Annotated in this window: 22 protein-coding genes; all 22 read right to left on the bottom strand. The window is 40.3% G+C overall.

Translation table 11 applies throughout. The features are described 5' to 3' along the window. Window positions 1-6: 6 nt before the first annotated feature. Entirely contained in the window at window positions 7-1,158 is a 1,152-nt protein-coding gene (locus LZD48_RS09915) for an exonuclease SbcCD subunit D (RefSeq protein WP_235762587.1), read from the bottom strand. Window positions 1,159-1,256: 98 nt separating this feature from the next. Continuing rightward, window positions 1,257-2,453: a PDZ domain-containing protein gene (locus tag LZD48_RS09910; protein WP_235762586.1), complete on the bottom strand. Its 1,197-nt coding sequence runs from the start codon at window positions 2,451-2,453 to the stop codon at window positions 1,257-1,259. Between the two features lie 206 nt (window positions 2,454-2,659). Beyond that, complete coding sequence (locus LZD48_RS09905) at window positions 2,660-4,120, bottom strand: S41 family peptidase (RefSeq protein ID WP_235762631.1); 1,461 nt, start codon at window positions 4,118-4,120, stop codon at window positions 2,660-2,662. A gap of 708 nt (window positions 4,121-4,828) precedes the next feature. Further along, a complete protein-coding gene (locus LZD48_RS09900) occupies window positions 4,829-6,262 on the bottom strand; it encodes a murein hydrolase activator EnvC family protein (protein WP_235762585.1) in 1,434 nt (477 codons plus the stop codon). Window positions 6,263-6,310: 48 nt separating this feature from the next. Beyond that, window positions 6,311-7,204 (bottom strand): permease-like cell division protein FtsX, encoded by an 894-nt coding sequence (gene ftsX, locus LZD48_RS09895; protein WP_235762584.1) that lies wholly within the window; start codon window positions 7,202-7,204, stop codon window positions 6,311-6,313. Next, window positions 7,194-7,880: a cell division ATP-binding protein FtsE gene (ftsE, locus tag LZD48_RS09890; protein WP_235762583.1), complete on the bottom strand. Its 687-nt coding sequence runs from the start codon at window positions 7,878-7,880 to the stop codon at window positions 7,194-7,196. The genes ftsX and ftsE overlap by 11 nt, the downstream gene beginning before the upstream one ends. A 298-nt stretch (window positions 7,881-8,178) precedes the next feature. Further along, window positions 8,179-8,541, bottom strand: a complete 363-nt coding sequence (gene cccB, locus LZD48_RS09885; protein WP_235762582.1) for a cytochrome c551 — start codon at window positions 8,539-8,541, stop codon at window positions 8,179-8,181. A 167-nt stretch (window positions 8,542-8,708) separates the two neighbouring features. Continuing rightward, window positions 8,709-9,810 (bottom strand): peptide chain release factor 2 gene (prfB, locus tag LZD48_RS09880; RefSeq protein ID WP_235762581.1). Its coding sequence is split into 2 segments (ribosomal slippage): window positions 8,709-9,737 and window positions 9,739-9,810, totalling 1,101 coding nucleotides; the frame shifts between segments, so codons are not numbered across the junction. 108 nt (window positions 9,811-9,918) lie between these two features. Further along, on the bottom strand, window positions 9,919-12,435 hold the full coding sequence (gene secA, locus LZD48_RS09875) for a preprotein translocase subunit SecA (protein WP_235762579.1): 2,517 nt from the start codon (window positions 12,433-12,435) through the stop codon (window positions 9,919-9,921). Between the two features lie 171 nt (window positions 12,436-12,606). Beyond that, a complete protein-coding gene (hpf, locus tag LZD48_RS09870; RefSeq protein WP_235762578.1) occupies window positions 12,607-13,161 on the bottom strand; it encodes a ribosome hibernation-promoting factor, HPF/YfiA family in 555 nt (184 codons plus the stop codon). 413 nt (window positions 13,162-13,574) lie between these two features. Next, window positions 13,575-13,928 carry a flagellar protein FliT gene (gene fliT, locus LZD48_RS09865; protein ID WP_235762577.1) on the bottom strand — a complete coding sequence of 118 codons (354 nt, stop codon included), beginning with the start codon at window positions 13,926-13,928 and terminating at the stop codon, window positions 13,575-13,577. Further along, window positions 13,928-14,323, bottom strand: a complete 396-nt coding sequence (gene fliS, locus LZD48_RS09860) for a flagellar export chaperone FliS (RefSeq protein ID WP_235762576.1) — start codon at window positions 14,321-14,323, stop codon at window positions 13,928-13,930. Before fliS ends, fliT begins: the two co-directional genes overlap by 1 nt. Window positions 14,324-14,335: 12 nt before the next feature. After that, window positions 14,336-15,862 (bottom strand): flagellar hook-associated protein 2, encoded by a 1,527-nt coding sequence (locus tag LZD48_RS09855; protein ID WP_235762575.1) that lies wholly within the window; start codon window positions 15,860-15,862, stop codon window positions 14,336-14,338. A 12-nt stretch (window positions 15,863-15,874) separates the two neighbouring features. Further along, the gene (gene flaG / locus LZD48_RS09850) at window positions 15,875-16,243 is read right to left on the bottom strand and encodes a flagellar protein FlaG (RefSeq protein WP_235762574.1); all 369 of its coding nucleotides are present in this window, start codon (window positions 16,241-16,243) and stop codon (window positions 15,875-15,877) included. Window positions 16,244-16,318: 75 nt separating this feature from the next. Then, the gene (gene csrA / locus LZD48_RS09845; RefSeq protein WP_235762573.1) at window positions 16,319-16,549 is read right to left on the bottom strand and encodes a carbon storage regulator CsrA; all 231 of its coding nucleotides are present in this window, start codon (window positions 16,547-16,549) and stop codon (window positions 16,319-16,321) included. Continuing rightward, window positions 16,543-16,995: a flagellar assembly protein FliW gene (gene fliW / locus LZD48_RS09840; protein WP_235762572.1), complete on the bottom strand. Its 453-nt coding sequence runs from the start codon at window positions 16,993-16,995 to the stop codon at window positions 16,543-16,545. Before fliW ends, csrA begins: the two co-directional genes overlap by 7 nt. A gap of 256 nt (window positions 16,996-17,251) precedes the next feature. Continuing rightward, a complete protein-coding gene (flgL, locus tag LZD48_RS09835) occupies window positions 17,252-18,142 on the bottom strand; it encodes a flagellar hook-associated protein FlgL (RefSeq protein ID WP_235762571.1) in 891 nt (296 codons plus the stop codon). Window positions 18,143-18,151: 9 nt separating this feature from the next. Next, the gene (flgK, locus tag LZD48_RS09830) at window positions 18,152-19,636 is read right to left on the bottom strand and encodes a flagellar hook-associated protein FlgK (protein WP_235762570.1); all 1,485 of its coding nucleotides are present in this window, start codon (window positions 19,634-19,636) and stop codon (window positions 18,152-18,154) included. A 24-nt stretch (window positions 19,637-19,660) separates the two neighbouring features. After that, window positions 19,661-20,149 carry a flagellar protein FlgN gene (locus LZD48_RS09825; RefSeq protein ID WP_235762569.1) on the bottom strand — a complete coding sequence of 163 codons (489 nt, stop codon included), beginning with the start codon at window positions 20,147-20,149 and terminating at the stop codon, window positions 19,661-19,663. 44 nt (window positions 20,150-20,193) lie between these two features. After that, on the bottom strand, window positions 20,194-20,454 hold the full coding sequence (gene flgM, locus LZD48_RS09820; RefSeq protein WP_235762568.1) for a flagellar biosynthesis anti-sigma factor FlgM: 261 nt from the start codon (window positions 20,452-20,454) through the stop codon (window positions 20,194-20,196). Between the two features lie 194 nt (window positions 20,455-20,648). Then, window positions 20,649-21,062: a TIGR03826 family flagellar region protein gene (locus tag LZD48_RS09815; RefSeq protein ID WP_235762567.1), complete on the bottom strand. Its 414-nt coding sequence runs from the start codon at window positions 21,060-21,062 to the stop codon at window positions 20,649-20,651. A gap of 47 nt (window positions 21,063-21,109) precedes the next feature. Further along, window positions 21,110-21,796, bottom strand: a complete 687-nt coding sequence (locus LZD48_RS09810; protein ID WP_235762565.1) for a ComF family protein — start codon at window positions 21,794-21,796, stop codon at window positions 21,110-21,112.

Here is a 21,796-nt window from a genome sequence, read left to right as displayed (position 1 = left end):
TTTCCGTTATTTATCTTCATTCATAATCGCTTCAAGCGCTTCTTTAAAAATATCCTCTGCCGCATTTCCTGGCGCTTCTCCTTTTACTTCTTCATAAAAGGCACGAAACAGTTCCAGTTCTGTCATTTTTCTTCGTTCTTTGATTGCTTCTGAATCATCAGTTAGATGGAGGGCTGAGTAAATTTTGCGTTCAACATGCATCGCATTCGGGTAAACCGAGCGGATTTTTTCCATTGGAGAAAGTACAGGAGTTTCATCCAACAACTGGACAAATACATAATCTTCACATACCGCTTCCTCTAAAATATCTTCCATAAACCCTTCTACTGTGTACATGTCTCGCCTAGGAGTGAACAATCGTTTTTCCAATTCGACTTTGCCTTCTTCGTCCATCGTTACAACATAATATCCTTTGTTATGATGTTCTTCTGAAATCGAATATTTCAATGGCGAACCAGCATAGCGAATCGTTTCGTTTGCAACATAATGAGCCTGGTGCAGGTGCCCAAGTGCCGTATAATCAAATGCATCATAAATTGTGGCATCCACATATTCAGACCCGCCGATAGATAACGGCCGTTCGGATTCACTCGTGTTCTCTGCCTCCTCCCCAAATGGTGTGACAAAAGCGTGAGCAATCGCAACATTTCGCGTATTCGGCAAAATGGATGCTTGTATTTTCTCAACAATCTTTCGCTGTGCCATATTATGATTGCGTATCGAATCATCTTCATACAGATTACGAATCATACTCGGATCAGCGTAAGGGATTGGATGGAAATAAACTTCACCAAATTCATCATTTAATACAACAGGTTGATAATCCTTCTGCAATCTGCCGATCACATGAAACCCATTCTGCTGCATGAACCGACTCCCGAAGTCCAATCTGCTTGGGCTATCATGGTTCCCTGCAATTGCAATAACCGGCACATGCAAATCAAGAACAATTTTGTGCAGAACGTCATCCAGCAGCTGTACCGCATCAGTCGGCGGAACAGCTCGGTCATAAAGATCTCCCGCTATAATCACTGCATCCGGCTTTTCCTCTTCAACAGCCTGAACGAATTGCTCTAGTATAAATTCTTGGTCTTCCGTCATATAGACACCTTGGACAAGTTTGCCCAGATGCCAATCTGCAGTATGAAAAAACTTCATCTCGTTTCCTCCCGTTCTAATTTTCCCTATTAGAAGAGGCATTCGCATGTTTTAACTACGAATGCCTCCCTTCTACTGAATACGAAACAATAATCTATTTACGAACCTTCTTCAAGAACATCTTGATGATGGTGTGGTGCTTCAATAAAAAGTAGTCCCAATCTGTAATGATCACTTTCATAAAATGCACTTTGCACGAAGCGCATTTCCTCTTGGTCATCCAGTATTTCTAACTTAAAATAAGCACCTGCAGCCTGAAGTCCCTTATAAAATTCATCTGAGTTGTTAACTCTTCGATCATTTATTTTCGTAATTACTTCACCCGCTTGAATATCCAACCGTTCAGCAGGTGTGCCAGGAATAATTCCCAGAACACGTAGACCCTGTTGTTCCGGTTTGAAAAAGGCATTTTGCTTCTTCTCCTGTGTACGTAATCGATACGTAATGAATTCCCTGCCGAAAATAGCAAGTATCAAAGCAATTGGAGACAATCCTTCGAAAAAATAGCCAGTGACAGAAATAGCGATGACGAACATCCCCAACCAAAAGATTTGTTTACTTAACTGCTTGCCTCTAACAGGTGCAATACTCGCCCTTATCCGGTGGGAAAATCCGAGTAGAAAAGGAAATAGTACGATACCATATGATTCCTCGCCAAGTGAAATTAATGGCCAATAAGGAGCAAAACTCTCGAGCACCCCCCCTGGTACAAGGAAAAACAATGGAATCATCGACATTTTTCGCAAATGATGTTCACCGACCCAGATACCACGCTCACTCTTTACTAAGCGCGGGAATGTCTCATTGCGTTTTACCCGACGAACATAAATTGCTTCTGCAACTAACATGATACCAAGTAAAAATGTTAAACCGACGAAATTATTCTCTGCAAAATATGCAGTAGGAATAACATCCTGATTCTCCAGCAGCGTTGGCAACAAAAGTAATACGATATATGTAAGTCCAATCGTATAACTTGCTGATAGCAATGTAAAACGTAAATTCAAGGATAAGAGAATCATCACGAAGCTCAGGGTGATTAACGAACCATATGAAAATACAACCCCTCCTCCGATCAAAATGAGCGATACAAGTATTCCAGTGATAACAGCAGGAAGCAATGTCCGTCTCCATTCACTGAATAAGTCAAAGACTTTCACTCCGAACTGTTCCCTTTCCATCTTAATCCGCCGGTAACCAACTAAAAAGATTAATAGAAATATCCAATAAAATAATGGATTAAGAAATAATTTTAATATCCCTATCCCCAATTCTTGAAGCCATAATTCAACCAAGCAAACCACCCTTTACGTATGGATTCTTCTATACAGTATACCACGAAAAGTGGGACATGGGGTCAGAGCATTTGTCCCAAAAAATTAGAAATTTTGGTTGTCATCATTCCTTACGGTGACAACCAAGCCCGCACTTATGCAGTAAGAAAGGATTGATACTTATCTTTCTGCCAAAAAAAGACTGGGTTTCCCCAGCCTCTCCTGTCTTACTTATATAGTTCTTCCAATGCTTTTTCCAATTGGACATCATCTTCACCAGAACGAATCTGCTCGATCACTCTCGTATCAATTAATCCGGCTGTTTCTTCATCGACTTCACCAGTTGCCGATAGATCATTATCTTCCTGGAATTGTTTTACAGCTTCTTCCGTCTCTTCACTAAAGTAGCCATCCATTCGTCCAGGATCATAACCGATTCCATCCAGCATGAGCTGAATATTGGCAATACCTTCGTCCGTATCATCCAAACCAAACGGCTCTTCAATCGTAATCGGGTTAGCATAATAATAATCCGGCTGATCTACAGGAATGGTCGGCTCAACCCCTACTTCATTAATCCACTCGCCACTAGGGGATAGCCATTTGAATGTCGTTAATTTAATCGAACTTCCGTCACCTAATGGAACAGCAGTCTGAACAGTGCCTTTTCCGTAACTTGTCTGACCGACTATATCATTATCGAGCTCTTTTAATGCTACGGCAAGAATTTCAGATGCAGATGCACTACCTTCATCAATCAACACACTGATTGGATATTCTTTAGTTTCCTTCAGGTCAGAATGAATTGCTTCAACATTTCCCTCCGCATCTTCTATTTGAATGAATGGAAGATCCTCGGGTACAAATAATGCCAGCATATCTTCAACGACATTCAGTAATCCACCTGGATTTCCGCGAACATCAATGACTAATCCGTCCAATCCGCTTTCCTCCAGCTCATTTAAATGTTCCATGAACTCTGTTGCTGTATTCTCGGAGAAGTTCGTAATTTCAATAATACCAGTTGTATTTCCATCTATTGTTTCTGTTTCACTATAAACAGTTTCTACCGGAATGGTATCCCGGACTATGACTACATCAAAAGGATCACTTGCTGCCCGAATAATTTCAAGTGTTACTTCTGTTCCTTTTTCTCCACGAATTTTAGCGACAGCTTCATTTAAATTCAGTCCTTCAAGATCTTCGCCATCAACCGTAAGAACTTGATCATTCGGCCGTAAACCAGCTTTCTCTGCAGGCGAATCCTTGATTGGCGAAACAATCGTTACAACGCCGTTCACCATACTAACTTCTGCTCCGATTCCCTCAAAGGAAGATTCAATCTGCTGATTAAATTCATCCATCGATTCAAGGTTCAAATAGGATGAATGCGGATCTTCCAGTGTGGCAAGCATACCCTCAATTGCACCTTCGACCAATTCATTACCTTCGACTTCTTCAACATAATTTTCTTGAATGAGAGCATAAGCTTCCTCAATCTTTTGCAAATCACCTGTGAGTGTTTCCGGCTCATCACCGGGTAACTTTTCTTTCAGGTTTTCCCGGCTTGCTGTTTGCTGTCCACTATCATTATCTCCGGCTAATGAAATGCCTGCATACGCTCCAAGAAAACCGAGTACTAATGCAGCAGCTAATAAAAAAACTATTTGTAATCTGTTTAATTTCATCATTCCACCTCAAATTTCTTCCGTCCATTATAGAAAAGCATACCATTATATTTCTTTCATGACTATGCACAAGACCTAACATTGATGAAATTCTTTACAAGGTCATTCTGAAATATAATGCCCTACCTTTCTCACCTTTACATAAAGCAAATTTTAACATAAACTACTAATTGCTTTCATTCAGCGTAAGTGTTTTGGCTCATTAACATATTCAAAGCTTTAATCACCGTTCAGTTGCCCGGTGGACGGATGCGCATCCTTAGGCACTGCTAGAGCTCCTCGGGCTGCCGCCCTGCGGGGTCTCCAGGCTCGTGCTGTTCCCGCAGGAGTCACCGTCCACCGGGCAACTGAACTGGTTGGGACGATTATTAATAGCATTTATTTCAGTGCCATGTCACGATTAAATTATATCTTTGGAATAATAAACAGTGATCCCAATATGGCATTTCCTGGTAGCAGTCCAGACACCTCGAGACTCCTGCGGGAGGATAGGCTTGATGAGACCCCTTAATGCTCAGCCTGAGGAGGCTCATCAGCCGCTCAGCAGGTGCGAGAGGTGTCTGGACTGCGGACCTCCAGTAGAAAGTTTCCGAGTTTGGCACACTTACGCTGAATGAAAGCGATGATTTATTGGGTAAAAATTAAGTTATGATTATCACTATGGAAAAAGGTATCGTAAAAAATCACGATACCTTTTTCTTCTTTATATTATCTTAAATATGGCATTGGGTCTACTGGGTTACCGTATCCGCCAAGGTGAACTTCGAAATGGAGGTGTGGACCAGTCGAATTACCTGTGTTACCTGTTGCTCCAATCACTTGCCCCTGACTTACAGCCTGTCCAGCTGAAACATCCATTCTGCTTAAGTGCGCCATGACGGTTGTATAGTTTTTACCATTTATGTAGTGAGAAATCATGATGACATTTCCAAAACCGCCCATGGCACCTGCCGTACTTACTACTCCGTCCGCTGGAGCAAGAAGTGATGTCCCAGTTCCAACTCCAAAGTCAACTCCAGCATGCAAGCGAGGAATATTAAAGATAGGATGGTTTCTCATACCGAACCCTGAAGTGAGACGTCCATTTGCAGGGTGGATGAAAATTCCCCCTCCGGTATTTCCGGAATCAATTTTCGTCTCTGGTGCAGAAGCGACTTTATCTCGGTTATCATTATTATTGTTGTTATTATTGTTGTTATTATTGTTTGATTCCCGCTCTTGTCTTTCCTGTTCCATTTTACGACGCTCAGCTTCTTGGCGTTTTCTTTCCGCCTCTTCTCTTGCCAATTGCTCTAATTCTCCTACCTTCTGCTCAGCAAGAGCAATTGCTTGAGATTTTGCTTTTTCCTCAGCAGCAAGAATCGTCTGTTCTTCTTCAATCGTTAACTTAATCTCTTCCAAATGTTCATGTTCTTCTTCAAGCTTAGCCATAAGCGTTTCTCTTTCGGCTTTTTGATTATCCAGTTGATCTTTTAAAGCGAGAAGTTCTGTCTTTTGACTTTCCAGTTCTTCTTTCTTCGCTACGACTGTTTCTTTCTTTTCTTCCACTTCTTGTTTGTGCTCTGCAAGCAGTTGTTTATCAGCAGCTTGTTCTTCCATAATCTGCTTATCTTGATCCATGATTGTATTTACCGCTGACGTGCGGCTAATAAGATCTACAAAGTTTTTAGAACCGAAGATGACCTGAATCAGCTTGATTTGTCCACCGTTCTGTTGAATAGCACGAAGACGTTCTTTTAATAATTCGTCACGTTTTTCAATCTTATCTTCTAAAACCTCAATCTCGTTCGTAAGTGTTCCAATCTGCTCGGTTAAATCATCGATCTCATCATTCGTAGTTTTTATCTCGTTCTCTTTAGTAGCAATTTCATTCTGTGTTGTCGCAAGTTCATCTTCTATACCCAAAATCTCATTTTCTACTGTTTCCTGTTCACTTAAATTTTCATTGATTTTCGATTCTGTGTCCTGTTTATCCTTACTCAGGTTATTCTTATCCTCGGATATTTTAGATTTTTCTTCTTCATGTTGGTTGATCTGTTCTTTCAAGTCATCGATTGACTCTGCAGAAACCGGAGTTCCTGCTGGAACTGCAGTTGCTAGTAAGAGTGTAGCGGCTATACTCGATAGGATCGATTTCTTCAATTCGTATTCTCCCTTCATCATAATGCGTTCTTATCTTCTAGTTGTCTCTTAAACTTTCAGGAACTTACGTACGCTCATGACACTTCCCCAAACACCGATCGCTGCTCCAATTAGCAGAATACCTAGCGATAAGTACCAAGCAAATGGATTAAATTCCAATATCTCTACGAAACTAATATTAATTTGACTTGCAAGGTTTTCGGCTATGTAATGATATCCGAATAACACAACTGCAATTGGAATAATCGAACCTAGTACACCAAGCAATAATCCTTCCACAAAAAATGGCCAACGAATGAACCCATTGGTAGCACCAACAAGCTTTTGAATGGAGATTTCCGTGCTTCTCGCTATGATGGTGATTTTAATCGTATTGGAAATGAGGAATACTGCGGTGAGTACCAATGCGGCAATCAACACAAGCCCGATGATTCTTGCGTAGTTATTAAACTCAAACAATTTATCTACAATATCCTGACCAAACGTTACGTTATAGATATGATCAAATTCCATTATTTCTTCGGCAATTCTTTCTGTCTCCTGCGGGGTTTCCGCTTTGACGACGTAAGCATGGTTTAACGGATTATCTTGTTCAAATAACTCCCAAGCCCTTCCTTCTTCTCCTAAACTATTAGTCAAACTTTCTAGTTCTTCGTCATTAGAAGAAAAGTAGACGTTTTCGACACCTTCTATCTGTCTAAGTTGGTCTCCCAAGGCAATAACATCATCTTCTTCTGTTGTTAAATCAACAAGCACTTTAATTTCAACATCTGATTCAATATTTTTCGCAAATTCATTAAGGTTAAGGACGATTGCGAGGAATACACCGACGAGGATCAATGTTGTCGTTACGGCTCCTATGGAAGCAATAGTCATCCAACCATTCCGGAAAATGTTCTTCGTTCCCTCTCTCAGATGGCGTGTAAATGTTCTAAACTTCATAGCCGTATTCACCTCGTTGTTCATCTCTCACAATTACCCCGTCTTCAATCGCGATGACTCGGTTTTTAATCGTGTTTACAATTTCCTTACTGTGGGTAGCCATAATTATAGTAGTTCCTTTATCATTAATTTCTTCAAATGTCTTCATTATCCCCCAAGACGTCTCAGGGTCCAGATTTCCAGTTGGTTCATCCGCAATGACAATACGCGGGCGGTTGACTATGGCGCGTGCAATTGACACACGTTGCTGCTCTCCGCCGGAAAGCTCTGCAGGAAGAAAACGGGCTTTATTCTTTAAACCGACTTCTTCTAATACTTCCATAACTCTCGTTCGTATCCCTTTTGGTGTTTCTTCAATTACTTCAAGCGCATATGCAACATTTTCATAGACTGTTAATCTTGGCAAAAGCTTGAAGTCTTGGAAAACAACGCCAATTTCTCTTCTTAAATATGGGACTTTTCTTTCTTTCATCTTGCTTAACTCGATATCATTGATAACAATATTCCCTTTTGTCGGCTTCTCTTCCCGGTATATAAGTTTAATAAAAGTGGATTTCCCAGCTCCACTGTGGCCTACAATATATACAAATTCACCTTGTTTAATATCAACATTAATTCCGTTTAGAGCTGTGACTCCATTCGGATACGTTTTATGCACATCTTCCATTAAAATCATATATGTATCACCTTTTATTTATTTCAAATTATTTTTGTTTATTTATCAGACTTAACCATTTACTAGATTCCTTAGCTATTATAACATCATTAAGCGCACTTTTTAGACATAAAATTATTACATTTATGTTTCAAGAATACCGTTCATGTAATGTTAGAGGGATATTTAGGATGTTTTGTCGAACAAGCGGCATGCCACCTGAGATTGAGTGATGTTACGGAGGCGTAATAATAGGATTAGACAAAATAAAAGTTCGACTCACAAAATGCAAGTCGAACTTTTTTCATTTCGTTCGTTATTATTGTTCTTCCAACCAAGTCACTAATGCGTCAAGGTCGTCACCAGAAACATCTTGTGGAGGCATAGAACCTGTCCCATTCTGAACAATATCTGCAATTTCATCGCTGGAGAATTTACTTCCTACGTCTGTTAATGCAGGGCCTGCTCCACCGGAGAGATCTGCCCCGTGACACATTGCACAGTTGTTTTGGTAAATCTCTTCACCACTCGCAGTGTCAACAGCATCTCCATTGTCAGCTGGTTCTTCTGTGTCTGTGTCGCCGTTGTCTGCTGGCTCTTCTGTACTTGTATCATCTCCGCCGCCACAAGCTCCAAGAACTAAGACTGCTCCAAATAGAACCGCTAGTAACCATTTCTTCATGCATAAATCCCCCATTCGAATTGTGTAATAAGTACATCAATACTATTATATCCTATTGATTATTTTTTAAAACCTATTTAGAAGAGAGTCTGTGAACAAAAGCCAACATTTTCCTAGTCTTACCACCATTTGGAGGCAGTTTCGCTTATTTTAGAATAATTTTCCGTTCATTGTATTTGAGAACGTAAATACGCATCGATAAACAAATCAATTTCTCCATCCATTACTGCTTGTGTATTTCCTACCTCCACATTTGTCCGGTGGTCTTTTACCATCGAATAAGGATGGAAAACATAAGAGCGGATCTGACTTCCCCAACCGATTTCTTTCTGTTCACCGCGAAGTGCAGCAAGTTCTTGCTCTTGCTTCTCTACCTCAAGCTGGTATAACTTGGATTTCAACATTTTCATCGCTGACTCCCTGTTTTTAATCTGAGAACGCTGATTTTGACAAGTTACAACAATATTTGTTGGTAGGTGGGTAAGACGAACAGCTGAGTCCGTTTTATTAACGTGCTGCCCACCTGCACCACTTGCCCGGTACGTGTCAACTTTGATATCCTCATCCCGCACTTCAATCTCGACATCATCATCCATTTCCGGCGTCACGTCGCAGGAAACAAAGGATGTATGGCGCCGACCAGAAGAATCGAAAGGTGAGATCCGCACTAAGCGGTGAACTCCTTTTTCCGTTTTCAAATACCCGTAGGCATTATGCCCTTTTATGAGCAACGTGACGCTTTTCACACCTGCTTCATCTCCCGGGAGATAATCGAGGGTTTCGACTGTAAAACCTTTATTTTCAGCCCAGCGTTGGTACAGCCTTAATAGCAAGCTCGCCCAGTCTTGAGACTCGGTTCCTCCTGCACCAGGATGCAGTTCAAGGATTGCATTTTTCGAGTCATATGGTTCACTTAATAACATTTCCAGTTCAAAGTCATTAATCTTCTCCATATATGTTTCCAACTGTTCATTCAGATCTTGAAATAACTCCTCGTCCGCTTCCTCTTTCACCAGTTCATAGGAAACTTCGAGATCCTCCAGTGTCGATTCCATTTTTTCAAATGATTCCACTCGGTATTTTAAGCCATTCGTTTCGTCAATCACTTTTTGTGCGGCTTTTTGATCATCCCAAAATGTTGGATCTGTCATTTGCTGCTCTAATTCGGTAATACGTGCACGCTTGTCATCTAAGTCAAAGAGACCCCCTGAAAGCTTCAACACGTGAAGTTATTTTATCCAATTCATTTCTGATTTCTGCTAAATCCATGATACATCACCTCATAATAAATATATTTTATTTTACAGTTTCCTATGCAATAAAAAAGGAAAAGAACGAGGTCGGAATCACCCTGTTCCCTACCTCGTCTGAATTCGTTTAGTTTTTACCGTGACAGTTTTTATATTTCTTGCCGCTTCCGCATGGACATGGGTCGTTCCTGCCGACACGGTTTTCTTTAACAATTGGCTTACGAACCTTTTTCTTGCCGTCTTGTCCGCCTCTGGCTGCGGTCGTATTTTTCACAACTTCTTCCCGTTGTAAATTCTCACGGATTTGTGCTTTCATAATGAATCTTGCTACTTCATCTTCAATGGACTGAACCATCTGCTCAAACATCTGGAATCCTTCCATTTGGTATTCCCGGAGCGGATCTGTCTGCCCGTATGCACGCAGGTGAATTCCTTGACGGAGCTGATCCATTTGGTCAATGTGATCCATCCATTTCGAATCAACCGCACGAAGCACAATGACTTTCTCAAACTCTTGGAACTGGTCCGGTTCCAATTCTTCCCGTTTCGCATCATAAGCTTGCTCAATTTTTTCTAAGATGAGTTCTTTCATTTCTTCCGGTTCTTTACCTTTTAAGTCATCTGCCTTAATCGCATCAGGACTTAATACATTCGCATGGAGATGCTCAATGATCGCATCGATATTCCATAAATCCTCATCTTCATCTTGAGTGTGAGAGTCGATGACCCTATCGACCGAAGAGCGGATCATGTTCATGATGATTTCCGTTAAGCCGTCTTCCGCGTCAATTACTTCAAAGCGCTGTTTATAAATGATTTCTCGTTGTTCACGAAGAACGTCATCATAGGAAAGAATTGTTTTACGTGCGTCGAAGTTATTTCCTTCTACCCTTTTCTGTGCAGATTCTACCGCACGAGATACCATTTTACTTTCAAGCGGCTGATCCTCATCCATTCCAAATCGGTCCATCATCGCACGGAGATTGTCTGAACCGAAACGGCGCATTAGCTCATCTTCCATGGAAAGATAAAATTGCGTTACACCTGGGTCACCCTGACGTCCAGAACGCCCTCGAAGCTGGTTGTCGATCCGTCTGGATTCATGACGCTCTGTCCCAATAACAGCTAGACCACCAAGCTCAAGAACACCTTCTCCAAGCTTGATATCTGTACCACGCCCTGCCATGTTCGTTGCAATCGTGACAGATCCTTTTTCTCCTGCGGTTTCAATAATTTCCGCTTCCCGGTAGTGGTTCTTCGCGTTTAGTACTTCATGACGAACTCCTGCTTTTTTAAGCATTTTTGAAATTAATTCTGATGTTTCAACAGCTACTGTACCAACAAGGACAGGCTGACCTGCTTGATTTCGTTCTTTGATTTCTTCAACGACCGCACGGAATTTTGCTTCCATTGATTTATAAATCAAATCGGAGCGATCATCCCGAATAATCGGCTTATTCGTCGGTATAACGATGACATCCATATTATAAATATTACGGAACTCTTCCTCTTCCGTCTTTGCAGTACCTGTCATCCCGGATAGCTTGTTGTACATCCGGAAATAGTTTTGGAAGGTGATGGATGCAAGGGTCATACTTTCATTTTGAATTTGCAAACCTTCTTTCGCTTCAATCGCTTGATGCAGTCCATCACTATAGCGACGGCCTTTCATTTTACGACCGGTAAATTGGTCGATGATGACGACCTGTCCTTCTTCAACCATATAATCATCATCACGATGCATTGCTACATGAGCTTTCATTGCTTGGTTAATATGATGAGTTAAAGAAACATTGTCCAAGTCAAACAAGTTTTCGATATTGAAAAATCGTTCTGCTTTATTAATTCCTTCTTCTGTAAGCTGGACACCCTTCGTTTTTTCATCATAAGTATAGTCTGTTTCTCTATTCAAGGTCGTTACAAAACTGTTCGCCTGTGTGTAAAGTGATGCAGACTTTTTAGCTGCTCCTGAGATAATTAATGGGGTTCTTGCTTCATCAATCAATATCGAGTCGACCTCATCAATAATAGCGTAGTTAAGTGGTCTCTGTACCATCTGATTTTTATAAAGCACCATATTATCCCGTAAGTAATCGAAACCGAACTCGTTGTTCGTTCCATACGTAATATCACATTGGTAAGCTTCACGCTTTTGTTCTTTCGTCAGACTGTTTAAGTTAAGCCCGACTGTAAGACCAAGGAAATCATACAGCTCTCCCATTTCCTTCGCATCACGTTCCGCTAAATACTCGTTAACGGTAATAATATGAATGCCGTTTCCTGTCAGCGCATTTAAATATGCCGGCATGGTGGAAGCTAATGTTTTCCCTTCACCTGTTTTCATCTCTGCAATATTTCCGCCATGCAGGGCGATTGCTCCCATAATCTGAGACCTGAATGGGCGCATGCCGAGCACTCGTCTCGATGCTTCCCGAACTACCGCATAAGCTTCCTCCAATAGATCGTCTAATATTTCACCGTTTTCCAATCGTCCTTTGAATTCTTCTGTTTTATTTTTTAGTTCATTGTCTGAAAGTTTTTCCATCTCTGGTTCTAAAGCATCTATTTCATCTGTTCTCTTTTCAATTCGTTTAACTTGGCGCTTGTTTCCATCGCCAAAAATCTTTGTCAACAATCCTGCCATATATTATACGCTCCTCAATATAATCAATACCATATCACTATAATCATAACACTATATGTCAAAGCCTGACAACAAACAAAGGCGAAACAACCTAGTAAAGACACTAAAAGGATTGGCAAATTAAAAGGACGATTCTTCTGGGAAGAATCGTCCTTGCTAATATCCTATTTCTTAAATAGTTGGTTCAATTAGACCGTATTTACCGTCTTTTCGGCGATACACCACGCTTGTCTCACCTGACTCCACATTGTTAAATACAAAGAAGGTGTGGCCAAGCATGTCCATCTGAAGAATAGCTTCCTCAGAATCCATCGGTTTCAAGTCAAATCGCTTTGTACGCACGATTTCAAAATCATCAGATGTATCTTCTTGATTATTCGCAATTTCTTTTTCCATTTCCGCAAATACATGTTTAGGTGAACCATTTTGACGGGATTTACGATTAATTTTTGTTTTATATTTGCGAACCTGTCTCTCTAGTTTGTCTACTACTAAATCGGTCGCTGCGTATAAATCATCATGTCGTACTTCCCCACGCAATAGGAGGTTGGTCATTGGAATTGTTACTTCGATGCGCTGCTCATCATTATAGACACTTAAATTTACATGAACATCACTTGTTGGAGTAGAATCGAAATAGCGCTCGAGCTTGCTGATTTTCTTTTCCACATATTCTCTGATAGCATCTGTAACCTCAATATTTTCCCCACGAATGTTAAATTTCATAAAAGTGTCCTCCTTTAATTCTTTATATATATAGTATACTATGTTTCCCGCTATATTTCCTCTCAAACGTTAATCTTCTGTAAAGGCTTTCAGCGGAGTGCGCCAATAAAGGTTGATGCAGCAGCGTTTAAGCTAGCAACATTTTTTTATTAATTTTTACAATTTCTTCACTTTAAATTCATATTTTGCTAGATTCTGCTTTTAGTTAATAATTTAATGAATTTCATAATACGTATTTAATGCTTCACCATCACCATATGTAGTTGAGTTGGTTCGTTCCCAACTACATATGGTGATGGAAAAGCCGACTTTGGTAATTATGAAATTCAGTCAATTTACAACAATATTGGATAACGACAAAAAGTGCCATAACTTTTCCGAATACAGGTTGAAGTTATGGCACTTTCTATTCCTTAATTTTTACGGTCTAAAAAAGTACCGTCCGAGGTGGAAAAATTTTTATACGGATTTGTGTAAGATTGCTGTGATTTTTTTTGCTGCTTCATTTGCTTCATTTCTGTTTTCAAATCTGTAAAGAGCATTTCCATTTTCATTTGGATTTTCGGGTTCAATTGAGCAATCTCATTACCAAGTTTCATTTCATCCTCTGAATATGGTGGAGATAGTTGTTCCATGCATTTCCCCCGTTCTTCAATCAGTCCATTTAGCTGTTGGATAACGTCATCCCGATTCTTTGATGTTACCGGTTGTTCAAGTAACATTATCAATTTTTTAGTCAGTTCATAGACTTTTTCCAGTGCCTCCATTAGACAGTTGGTCTCTCTGAATACTGCCGTTTCCGGTGCTGAAGAAGGACTTGTTTCCAAGTATCCCTGAATTCAGTTACAAGTTCAAGGACACCTTCCAACTTTTCACGACTATTATCAATATTTGCAGCTGTTAGTTCCGTAAGCATAAATTCATAAAGTGGCTGAAATTGCTTAGAAATCTCCACTTTCGAGTCTAACGTAATTAATAATTCACGGACGATATTCTGTGCTTTTTGGATATTTTTATTCTTTGCTTCAAAGTCCTTTGCATCCACATCTTTCATTGCCTGCTTTACAAATTTGATGCAGCCATTATAAAGCATAAGTGTCAATTCGCCGCCAGATGCGGTGTTCACTGAATTATTTTGATAAGTTTGATAGGCTTTATTCATGTTTCATACTCCTTATTGAGGCATATTACCGCCGAAATTCATTAACATGGCTGATTGGTTGTTCATCATGGAAATTGCCCGCTCCATTGCTGTGAACTGGCGCCAGTATCTATCCTCTACTTGCACTAAGCGATCTTCAAATGCTTTAATTCGTTTTTCCATCGCTTCTAGTTCGCGTCCCATTGTATACATCTGATTCGTGAAGGAACCTTTTCCTGCTCGTTGCTCAATTCGGCCAATTGTCGTCTCAAGCGAATCTTCCAATCGATTTAATAGCCCACGGTCTGAACCTTCCGAACTATTGAATAGCAAATTTTGGACAGAACTTACATCTTCCTCCAGCTTCTCACGTAATTGAACTTCATCGATTTCGAGCATTCCGCCATCCAAATAATCTTCCGTAGTCGTAATTCCAATCTCGGCCATCAACCGAAATGCCCCGTCATTATCAACCGTGGTTGACCAGGTCGAACGAAGACTCGTTAATGCAGAAGGGATAATGGATTCTCTGCGCAATAGTCCACTTCTCGCTTTTTCTTCCCAAAGTTCAATTTGTTTATCAGACATTTCTTCCATTTGTTGTTCTGTTAACGGTGGGAAGTCACGATAAATCGGTTCTTGCTGGGTACCGTTTAATGTCATAATCAGTTCATTATATTTATCGACGAATTCGGTGATATTTTCCACTGCTTTATCAACATCATTCGTAACTGTAAGTGTTGCGTTGATTAGCCCGCCACTTTCATCTTTTCCAGTAACATCGTGGAACGTGAATGTCATCCCGTTTAAGGTGTAGCGGTTGTCTTTTGACTCTAATTGAACAGCATCATTATAATGAAATATTGCATTTTCTCCGCCTTGTTCTTGATTATGTTTCATACCAAAAGTCTCAGTAAAAAAACTGCTTTCACCACTTTTGAATCCTATTTCGGCTCCGTCAAATTCACCGGTCGTGTTATATTCACCAGTACGTTTCGTCTCCATGACAAACTGCCCCTCAGCTTCATCATAAAAAGCACGAATGTTTTTATCTGCAGCTTGGATCTTTTTTATAACTGAATCGATTGTATCGCCCTGTTCAATTTCAAATGAACGTTTTTGCATCCCTGCTTCCAACCCTTTATCAGGATCAGCTTCTCCATAGGTGTAAAAACTTACTGTTTCACCATTATTATTGGAAATGAAATTCTCAATTTTTTCTTTTGAGGCCTTGCCCGTATTAATCGCATTAGTAGCAAGCTTCTCCACAGCAATCTTAAAAGTACCATTTCCCGCTGCGGCAGATCCAGTCGCTGTCACTGCGCCTTCCATAGAGGATGTAACCTTCTTCGGATTAATCGTATTACTGTTTAACCGCATATCTGTGATCAGTCGCTCCAGCTCTGATATCTGTTTATTAATATCACGGAAAGCATCACGCTGCCATTCCATTTTCGTCCGTTGCTGTTCGAGTTTATCCAATGGAATCCGTTCTGCGTTCATTAAGTCTCTTATCATGGAATCTGTATCTATTCCACTGGCCAAGCCACCTATACGCATATTTTCACTTCCTTATATTTTTTCATCGACTAGTAATCCCATGAATTCTGCCATTGCGGCATACATATCAAGAATTTTCTTTGGTGGGATTTCCTTGATTACCTCATCTGTCGCTTGGTCAATAACACTCACATAATATTTATCGAGCTTATCATGTAATTCGAATTTCAAATTGCGGCGAGAAGGCTCAAGAAACTGATTCAGATTATCAACCGCTTCTTCTACCGCTTCACGCTGTGCTTTCCCGTATTTTTCAATTTTTACATTTGTAGTGTTTTTTTGTTGGTGTTCTTTTGTAGCGGATCGATCAACTTTTATATCTTGTTGAAGTTGCATATTGCTCTGAATGATTGTCTGAGATCCGACCACTTTTATCGTCATCCCCACTCATCCCCCTCATCGTTACCTACTAATAGTATCGGCATATTCCGGATAGTTTGAAGGGAAATTATCAAATTACTTATCTAATGTATTATCGTTCATCAAATCAAGTAAATCGAGTGATAGATTAGCTGCCGCATTATTTTGTTCTTTAATATCCAAATAAATTTCTTTACGGTGAATATCCACGGATTTCGGAGCTGCTATCCCCAACTTCACTTGATCTCCTTCCACCCCAAGCACTTTGATTTCAATATCGTCTCCAATTTGGATGGCTTCATTTTTCTTCCTCGTTAACACTAACATGACGCGTCCCTCTTTTCGTCTGGGGCAATCGGCGCGCGGGAAGTATACTTGTGTTCGTTCAAAATATACTGTTTACCGATTAATCGCTTCGTATTGATAATTACAGGGGCACGCAGATTCATCGTGCTTTGGGTGAATGGTTTATTTAACGTCACAATTGAATAAACCGCGACATCTTCTTTATCCGTAATTTGTAATACCTCGAGAAAATCTTGTTCCAGCTTCAGTTCATAGGCTTGGTAAAATAAATATGGATTGGTGATTACGAAAGCGAGACTGCTAGTTTTTGTTGATTGTAACAATTGAAATGCTGTATTATTCGGCAATTCCAAGATGATGAATTCTGTTTCTTCAGGAAAACCAGGCAGACCATTTGGAAATCGAATCAGCTTCTTTTCGTCGATTTCCACATTGCCTAAATATTTAGTATGAAGTTTCATCGTCATAATACCTCTCTTTTTACAGTTTTTATTGACTAATAAATTTACAGGATTTATTTTACGAAAAAAACCCTAAGTCCTTTAAAAGGGCTAAGGGCTCTCTGTTTTTATATCGCAGTGTAACCGGACGCGCGACTCCCACTTCAAGAAATAAAAGATACTTCTTATTTCTGAGCGGGAGATCCAACAGCCGATAACGACCCGATTCGTTCAACTAACCTTCAGTCGAAGATAAAAGACCTCCCGCTAAGGTAAATTTCACTTATCTAAGAAAATCGAGCAGGCTTGGTTGAATCATTCGCGAACCACTGGAGAGTGCTGCACGGTGGATGCTCTCTTGCGTCATCAAATTGGTAATTGCCTCCGCATAGTTCACATCTTCATTAGCAGATAAAGATCCAGTTGCGATGATTTCTTGCTGTTCCAAGCGGTTCTCTACCAAATCTAACCGGTTCACTCGCGCACCAAGATCAGCCCTAGCATTGATTACATTATCAATAATTCCGTCGATAGCAGCAATGCTTTGGTCGATTTCCCCGTCCGCATTCCCTGTATTCAAGCTTGTAATGAACGAGTCGATTACCGCAAACATATCTGTTTCTCCGTCTGTAAATGCCTTATTCCCGTCGACATTTGCAGCTAAAGTCACACCTGCTGCGACTTCAATTTCGACTGAGCTCTCATTAAAGTCGGATATCACTTCACCGTCTACCATCTCAACAGGAGCTTCATTTGTTCGCGTACCATTGAAAATATATTTGTCATTTACTTTTGTATTCGCTACATCTATTAGGTCAAGTTTAATTTGTTCGGCTTCTTCTGCGATATTTTTCAGCTCTGCTTCACCATATGTGCCATTGCTTGCCTGGACAGCAAGATAACGCAGACGCTGCAGACCGCTATTTGTCTGATCCAAGGCGGCATCTGTATTGTCATACCAGTTCTGCACCTCGCCGGTATTCCGCTGGTATTGTTCGATTCGGTGCAATTCCGTACGGTAGCCGATTCCTTTCATTGCTGCTACCGGGTCTTCCGATGGACGGCTGAACTTCTTGCCTGTATTCAATTGGTTGAAATACTTATCCACCTCAGCATAACTTTTATTTAAATTTGTCAATAGATTATTTGAAATCATACTTTGTGTGACGCGCATGTATATGACCTACCTTCCTACAAGCCCCATATTATTAATAATGCGGTCCAATAATTCGTCTGTCGCAGTCATCGACCTTGCGGCTGCATTGTACGCATGCTGGAACTTGATCATATTCGTCATTTCCTCATCCAGCGAAACAGAACGGATGGATTGACGACTGCCTTCCAACTGGCTAAGTAACACAGTTGTATTACGCTGCATTCTTTCAGCATCCTCGACTTGAACGGCTAAAGATCCAGTTAATTGCGCGTATGCTTCTTTAATTCCCGCCTCATCAAAAACTTTCGCAAGCTCCAAAGCATTCTTCCCGTCGCCTTCACCTTCAAGCGCGGCAGTAATCCATTCCGGGTTATCAATTATCTCCTGATTCACCACCATATTCCCGTTATCATCGATGACAAAGAAATCAACCGGCTCCACTGTTTCGTCAAGGGGAACTCCTTCATGATGAACCACATTAAAAGCTTCAATGAAATTATTTCGCAAATCTGTTAAGTCTTTAAGACCTTTCAGGAAATCCCCTTTATTTTCCCCACTACCGTAAGCATCGATAAGGGATTTTAATGTTCCTTCTCTGCCAGTCTCCAAGCTAAGCGGGGATCCGTCAAGATCAAGCTGGATTCCACTAATATAAGAAAACCCTTCACGAACTGATTCGGCAAGTGAAATTGACTGATACGTTAAATTCTCTCCGTCAACAAGCTTGTAACCGTTCTTTGTATTTCCGTCTGCATCGGTATATTCTTCTGTCTTCACTTCAATTACAGCTAACCCTTGTGCAGCGTCACCAACATGGTCACCTGACTTCTCATAGCTTACATCAATCGGGATGATCCGTGATAACTCGTCAATAAGCAAGTCGCGTTGATCATATAAATCGTTTGGAATATAGCCCGCTATTTCAAGTGCTTTAATCTCTGTATTCAATTCATTAACCTGCTCTGAAATACGATTTACATTTTCGACAGAATGATTCATTTCCGTTTTTAAATCATTCCGAATCTGTGTTAAGGACTGGTTAAGATAATTAAACGTGTCGCTAAGCGCAATTCCACGATGGACAACAACAGAACGGGCGCCCCCATTCGTCGGATTTACCGCGAGATCTTGGAGCCCACTCCAAAACTGGTCCATCGCTTCAGACAATCCTGTATCATCCAAGTCATTCAGCACATTCTCCATGCGGCCAAGTGCTTCTGCGCGTTTTTCCCAATAGCCTGCTAAACTATTCTCACCGCGGAACTGATGATCAATAAAGTGGTCACGTATCCGCTGAATCGAACCAGCTTTCACACCTGTTCCAATTTGACCGGGCATGCCAGATCTATTTCTTGAAGCGCTCGGCATTGCCTGGTCAGCTTCAAAATTCACTCGTTGCCTCGAATAACCTTCTGTATTTGCGTTTGCAATATTATGACCAGTTGTATATAAAGCAGATTGCTGGGCAAATAATGCTTGTTTTGCCATTTCCAATCCGTGAAATGTACTCATTTGCTGTTACTCCTTTAATTTAAATTATGCCTTTGAGTCGAATATGGATCGATTTGGCTGTTCCGTACTTGGCTTATCCGTATTCGAGTAATTCATATTTTTAAGGGACGGACTCATTAAATCAAGCGACATATGCACAAATTGCATGGATTGATTAATTAGCGCGAGATTCAGTTTTTCTTGGGCTTTCAGTTCCGTAATAACTTTCGTTAGTCCAATCGCTACTTCTTCCAGCTCACGTTTGTCCGTTTCATTTATCATTTGTTCCAATATGAACGTAATTGTCGGGTTTGGTTCGGTCATCCCTTCTGCTTCAACCCAGTTATTTACAAGTCGAGTACGGATTTTCTCCACCTTTTCAATCTTTCGTACAAGCTGTCGTTCATTGACTAGGGTTTGTTGCAGGTTATCGATATTTCCAGCTTTAATCCATTCCGTTTTTTCTACGGATATATCTAAAAGCTCCCGATGCAAATTTGTTAATTCCGTTAATGCTAGTCTCAATTCATTCATGGACTACATGGTCCTCCTTTGAATGGGGTTACTCCCAGTTAAACTTACTTCGTCCAAAAATCGAGCATTTTTTGTGCGGTAACTTCATGATTCATTTTGTATTCTCCATTTTCTATCTGTTTCTTAATCTCCTGAACCTTCTCCGCGCGCTTATTGTTCGGCTGATCTTTTTCTTGAAGTTTTAGAGCTTCTTTGGAAATTTGCAGTTCATCCGAACGCTTTGCAGCCTTTTTCATTTCTGTCTGTTTTTGGAGCTGCTGTTTATAAGGATTGAAATTCAGTTGATTGAATCGATTGATTTTCATTCCTATGCCTCCTCCCATCTATTCATCTATCTATAACGAACAGTCGTTTTTAACTAATCCTATACTTAATATCGGCATATCATTAAAATTATGAAGGATTATTTACTTTTTAGCAGTCACAAAGTATAATTCCTTTCTTACTGCATAAGTGCAACTAAGGTTGTCACCCACAAGCTTGGTGACAACCAAGTTTTCTAATCTTGATTAAAGGAAAAATAAATGTTCTCTCGTTCTCTTTCTTCTCTTTCCTGTTTCATTCGTTCCTCTTCTTCCAGTACAGCCAAATCATTCTTCAACTCCTTTTGGCAATTCTCACAAAGCTTACCAGCCGTTATACCATTACCACACCTCTCACAAGGATAAGCAAGGTTGGGGAAATCTGTTGGCTGCAACCGTCTTTCTTTCACAAATTTAATAATCAATTCTTCTTCTACGCCCGTTTCTTCCACAATTTCTAGAATCGTTGCTTCCCTATTCTTCTTTTCACGAAGAAATTGAGAAACTGTTTGGAATGCTTCTTCCTCTTTTTTAAAACAATCCTGACAAATATCACGAATCGTTTTTACATATACTGTACCACAGTGGGAACAGTTTGCTAATTCTCCCATGGAAAATTCTCCTCTTCCTTTATTCTTCTTTTATTATAACAAAATTTCTACCCGCGAATTAGTGTTAAGGCATAAACACTTGGGCAGCCATGTTCCTTTAATCGCCCAGCAGCATGCCGTAATGTTGTTCCGGTTGTATATATATCATCGACTAATAGAACGGGAGTGTTAATCTTTTCGATAAGAGAAAATGGATTTTTTGCCGTGATTCGTTCTCTTCGGTTTCTCTTCGACTGCTTTTCACTGTCTATTCGGATAAAAGCTGTCTTTGTTTCGAGCGGCAAAAAATGAGCAAGCATTTCCGCTTGATTAAATCCCCGCTCATCCATTCTCTTTTCACTTAAAGGAATCGGAACGGCAATTAATTCCTTCTTTTTCTTTCCGAACTTCTTACTGAAAGCTGCCCGTATATACGGGCGGAATAATTCCCCCAAAACGTAATCACCACGATACTTCCATTTTGCAATGATTTCCTGCATGAATAGGTTGTATGGAAAGATAGAATAATTAAATAGTAACGGATCATCTTGCATCTGTTTCTCCCAGCGGATGCAATCAAAACAAATCTTCTCTTCTGACTCTCTGCTGCATTTTGTACAACGGCTTGGGGTTTCATAAAGAAAAATCAGATTGGAAACACAGGAATCACATAGTTCATAAGGGTTCATTAAGTTTAAGAAATTTTTCCAACCGATATGTCTGCTACGTTCCTCCTCACACCATAAACAATTCAT

The organism is Oceanobacillus alkalisoli (assembly GCF_021556485.1).
Lineage (GTDB): Bacteria > Bacillota > Bacilli > Bacillales > Amphibacillaceae > Oceanobacillus > Oceanobacillus alkalisoli.
This window is presented reverse-complemented; position numbering and strand designations above follow the sequence as displayed.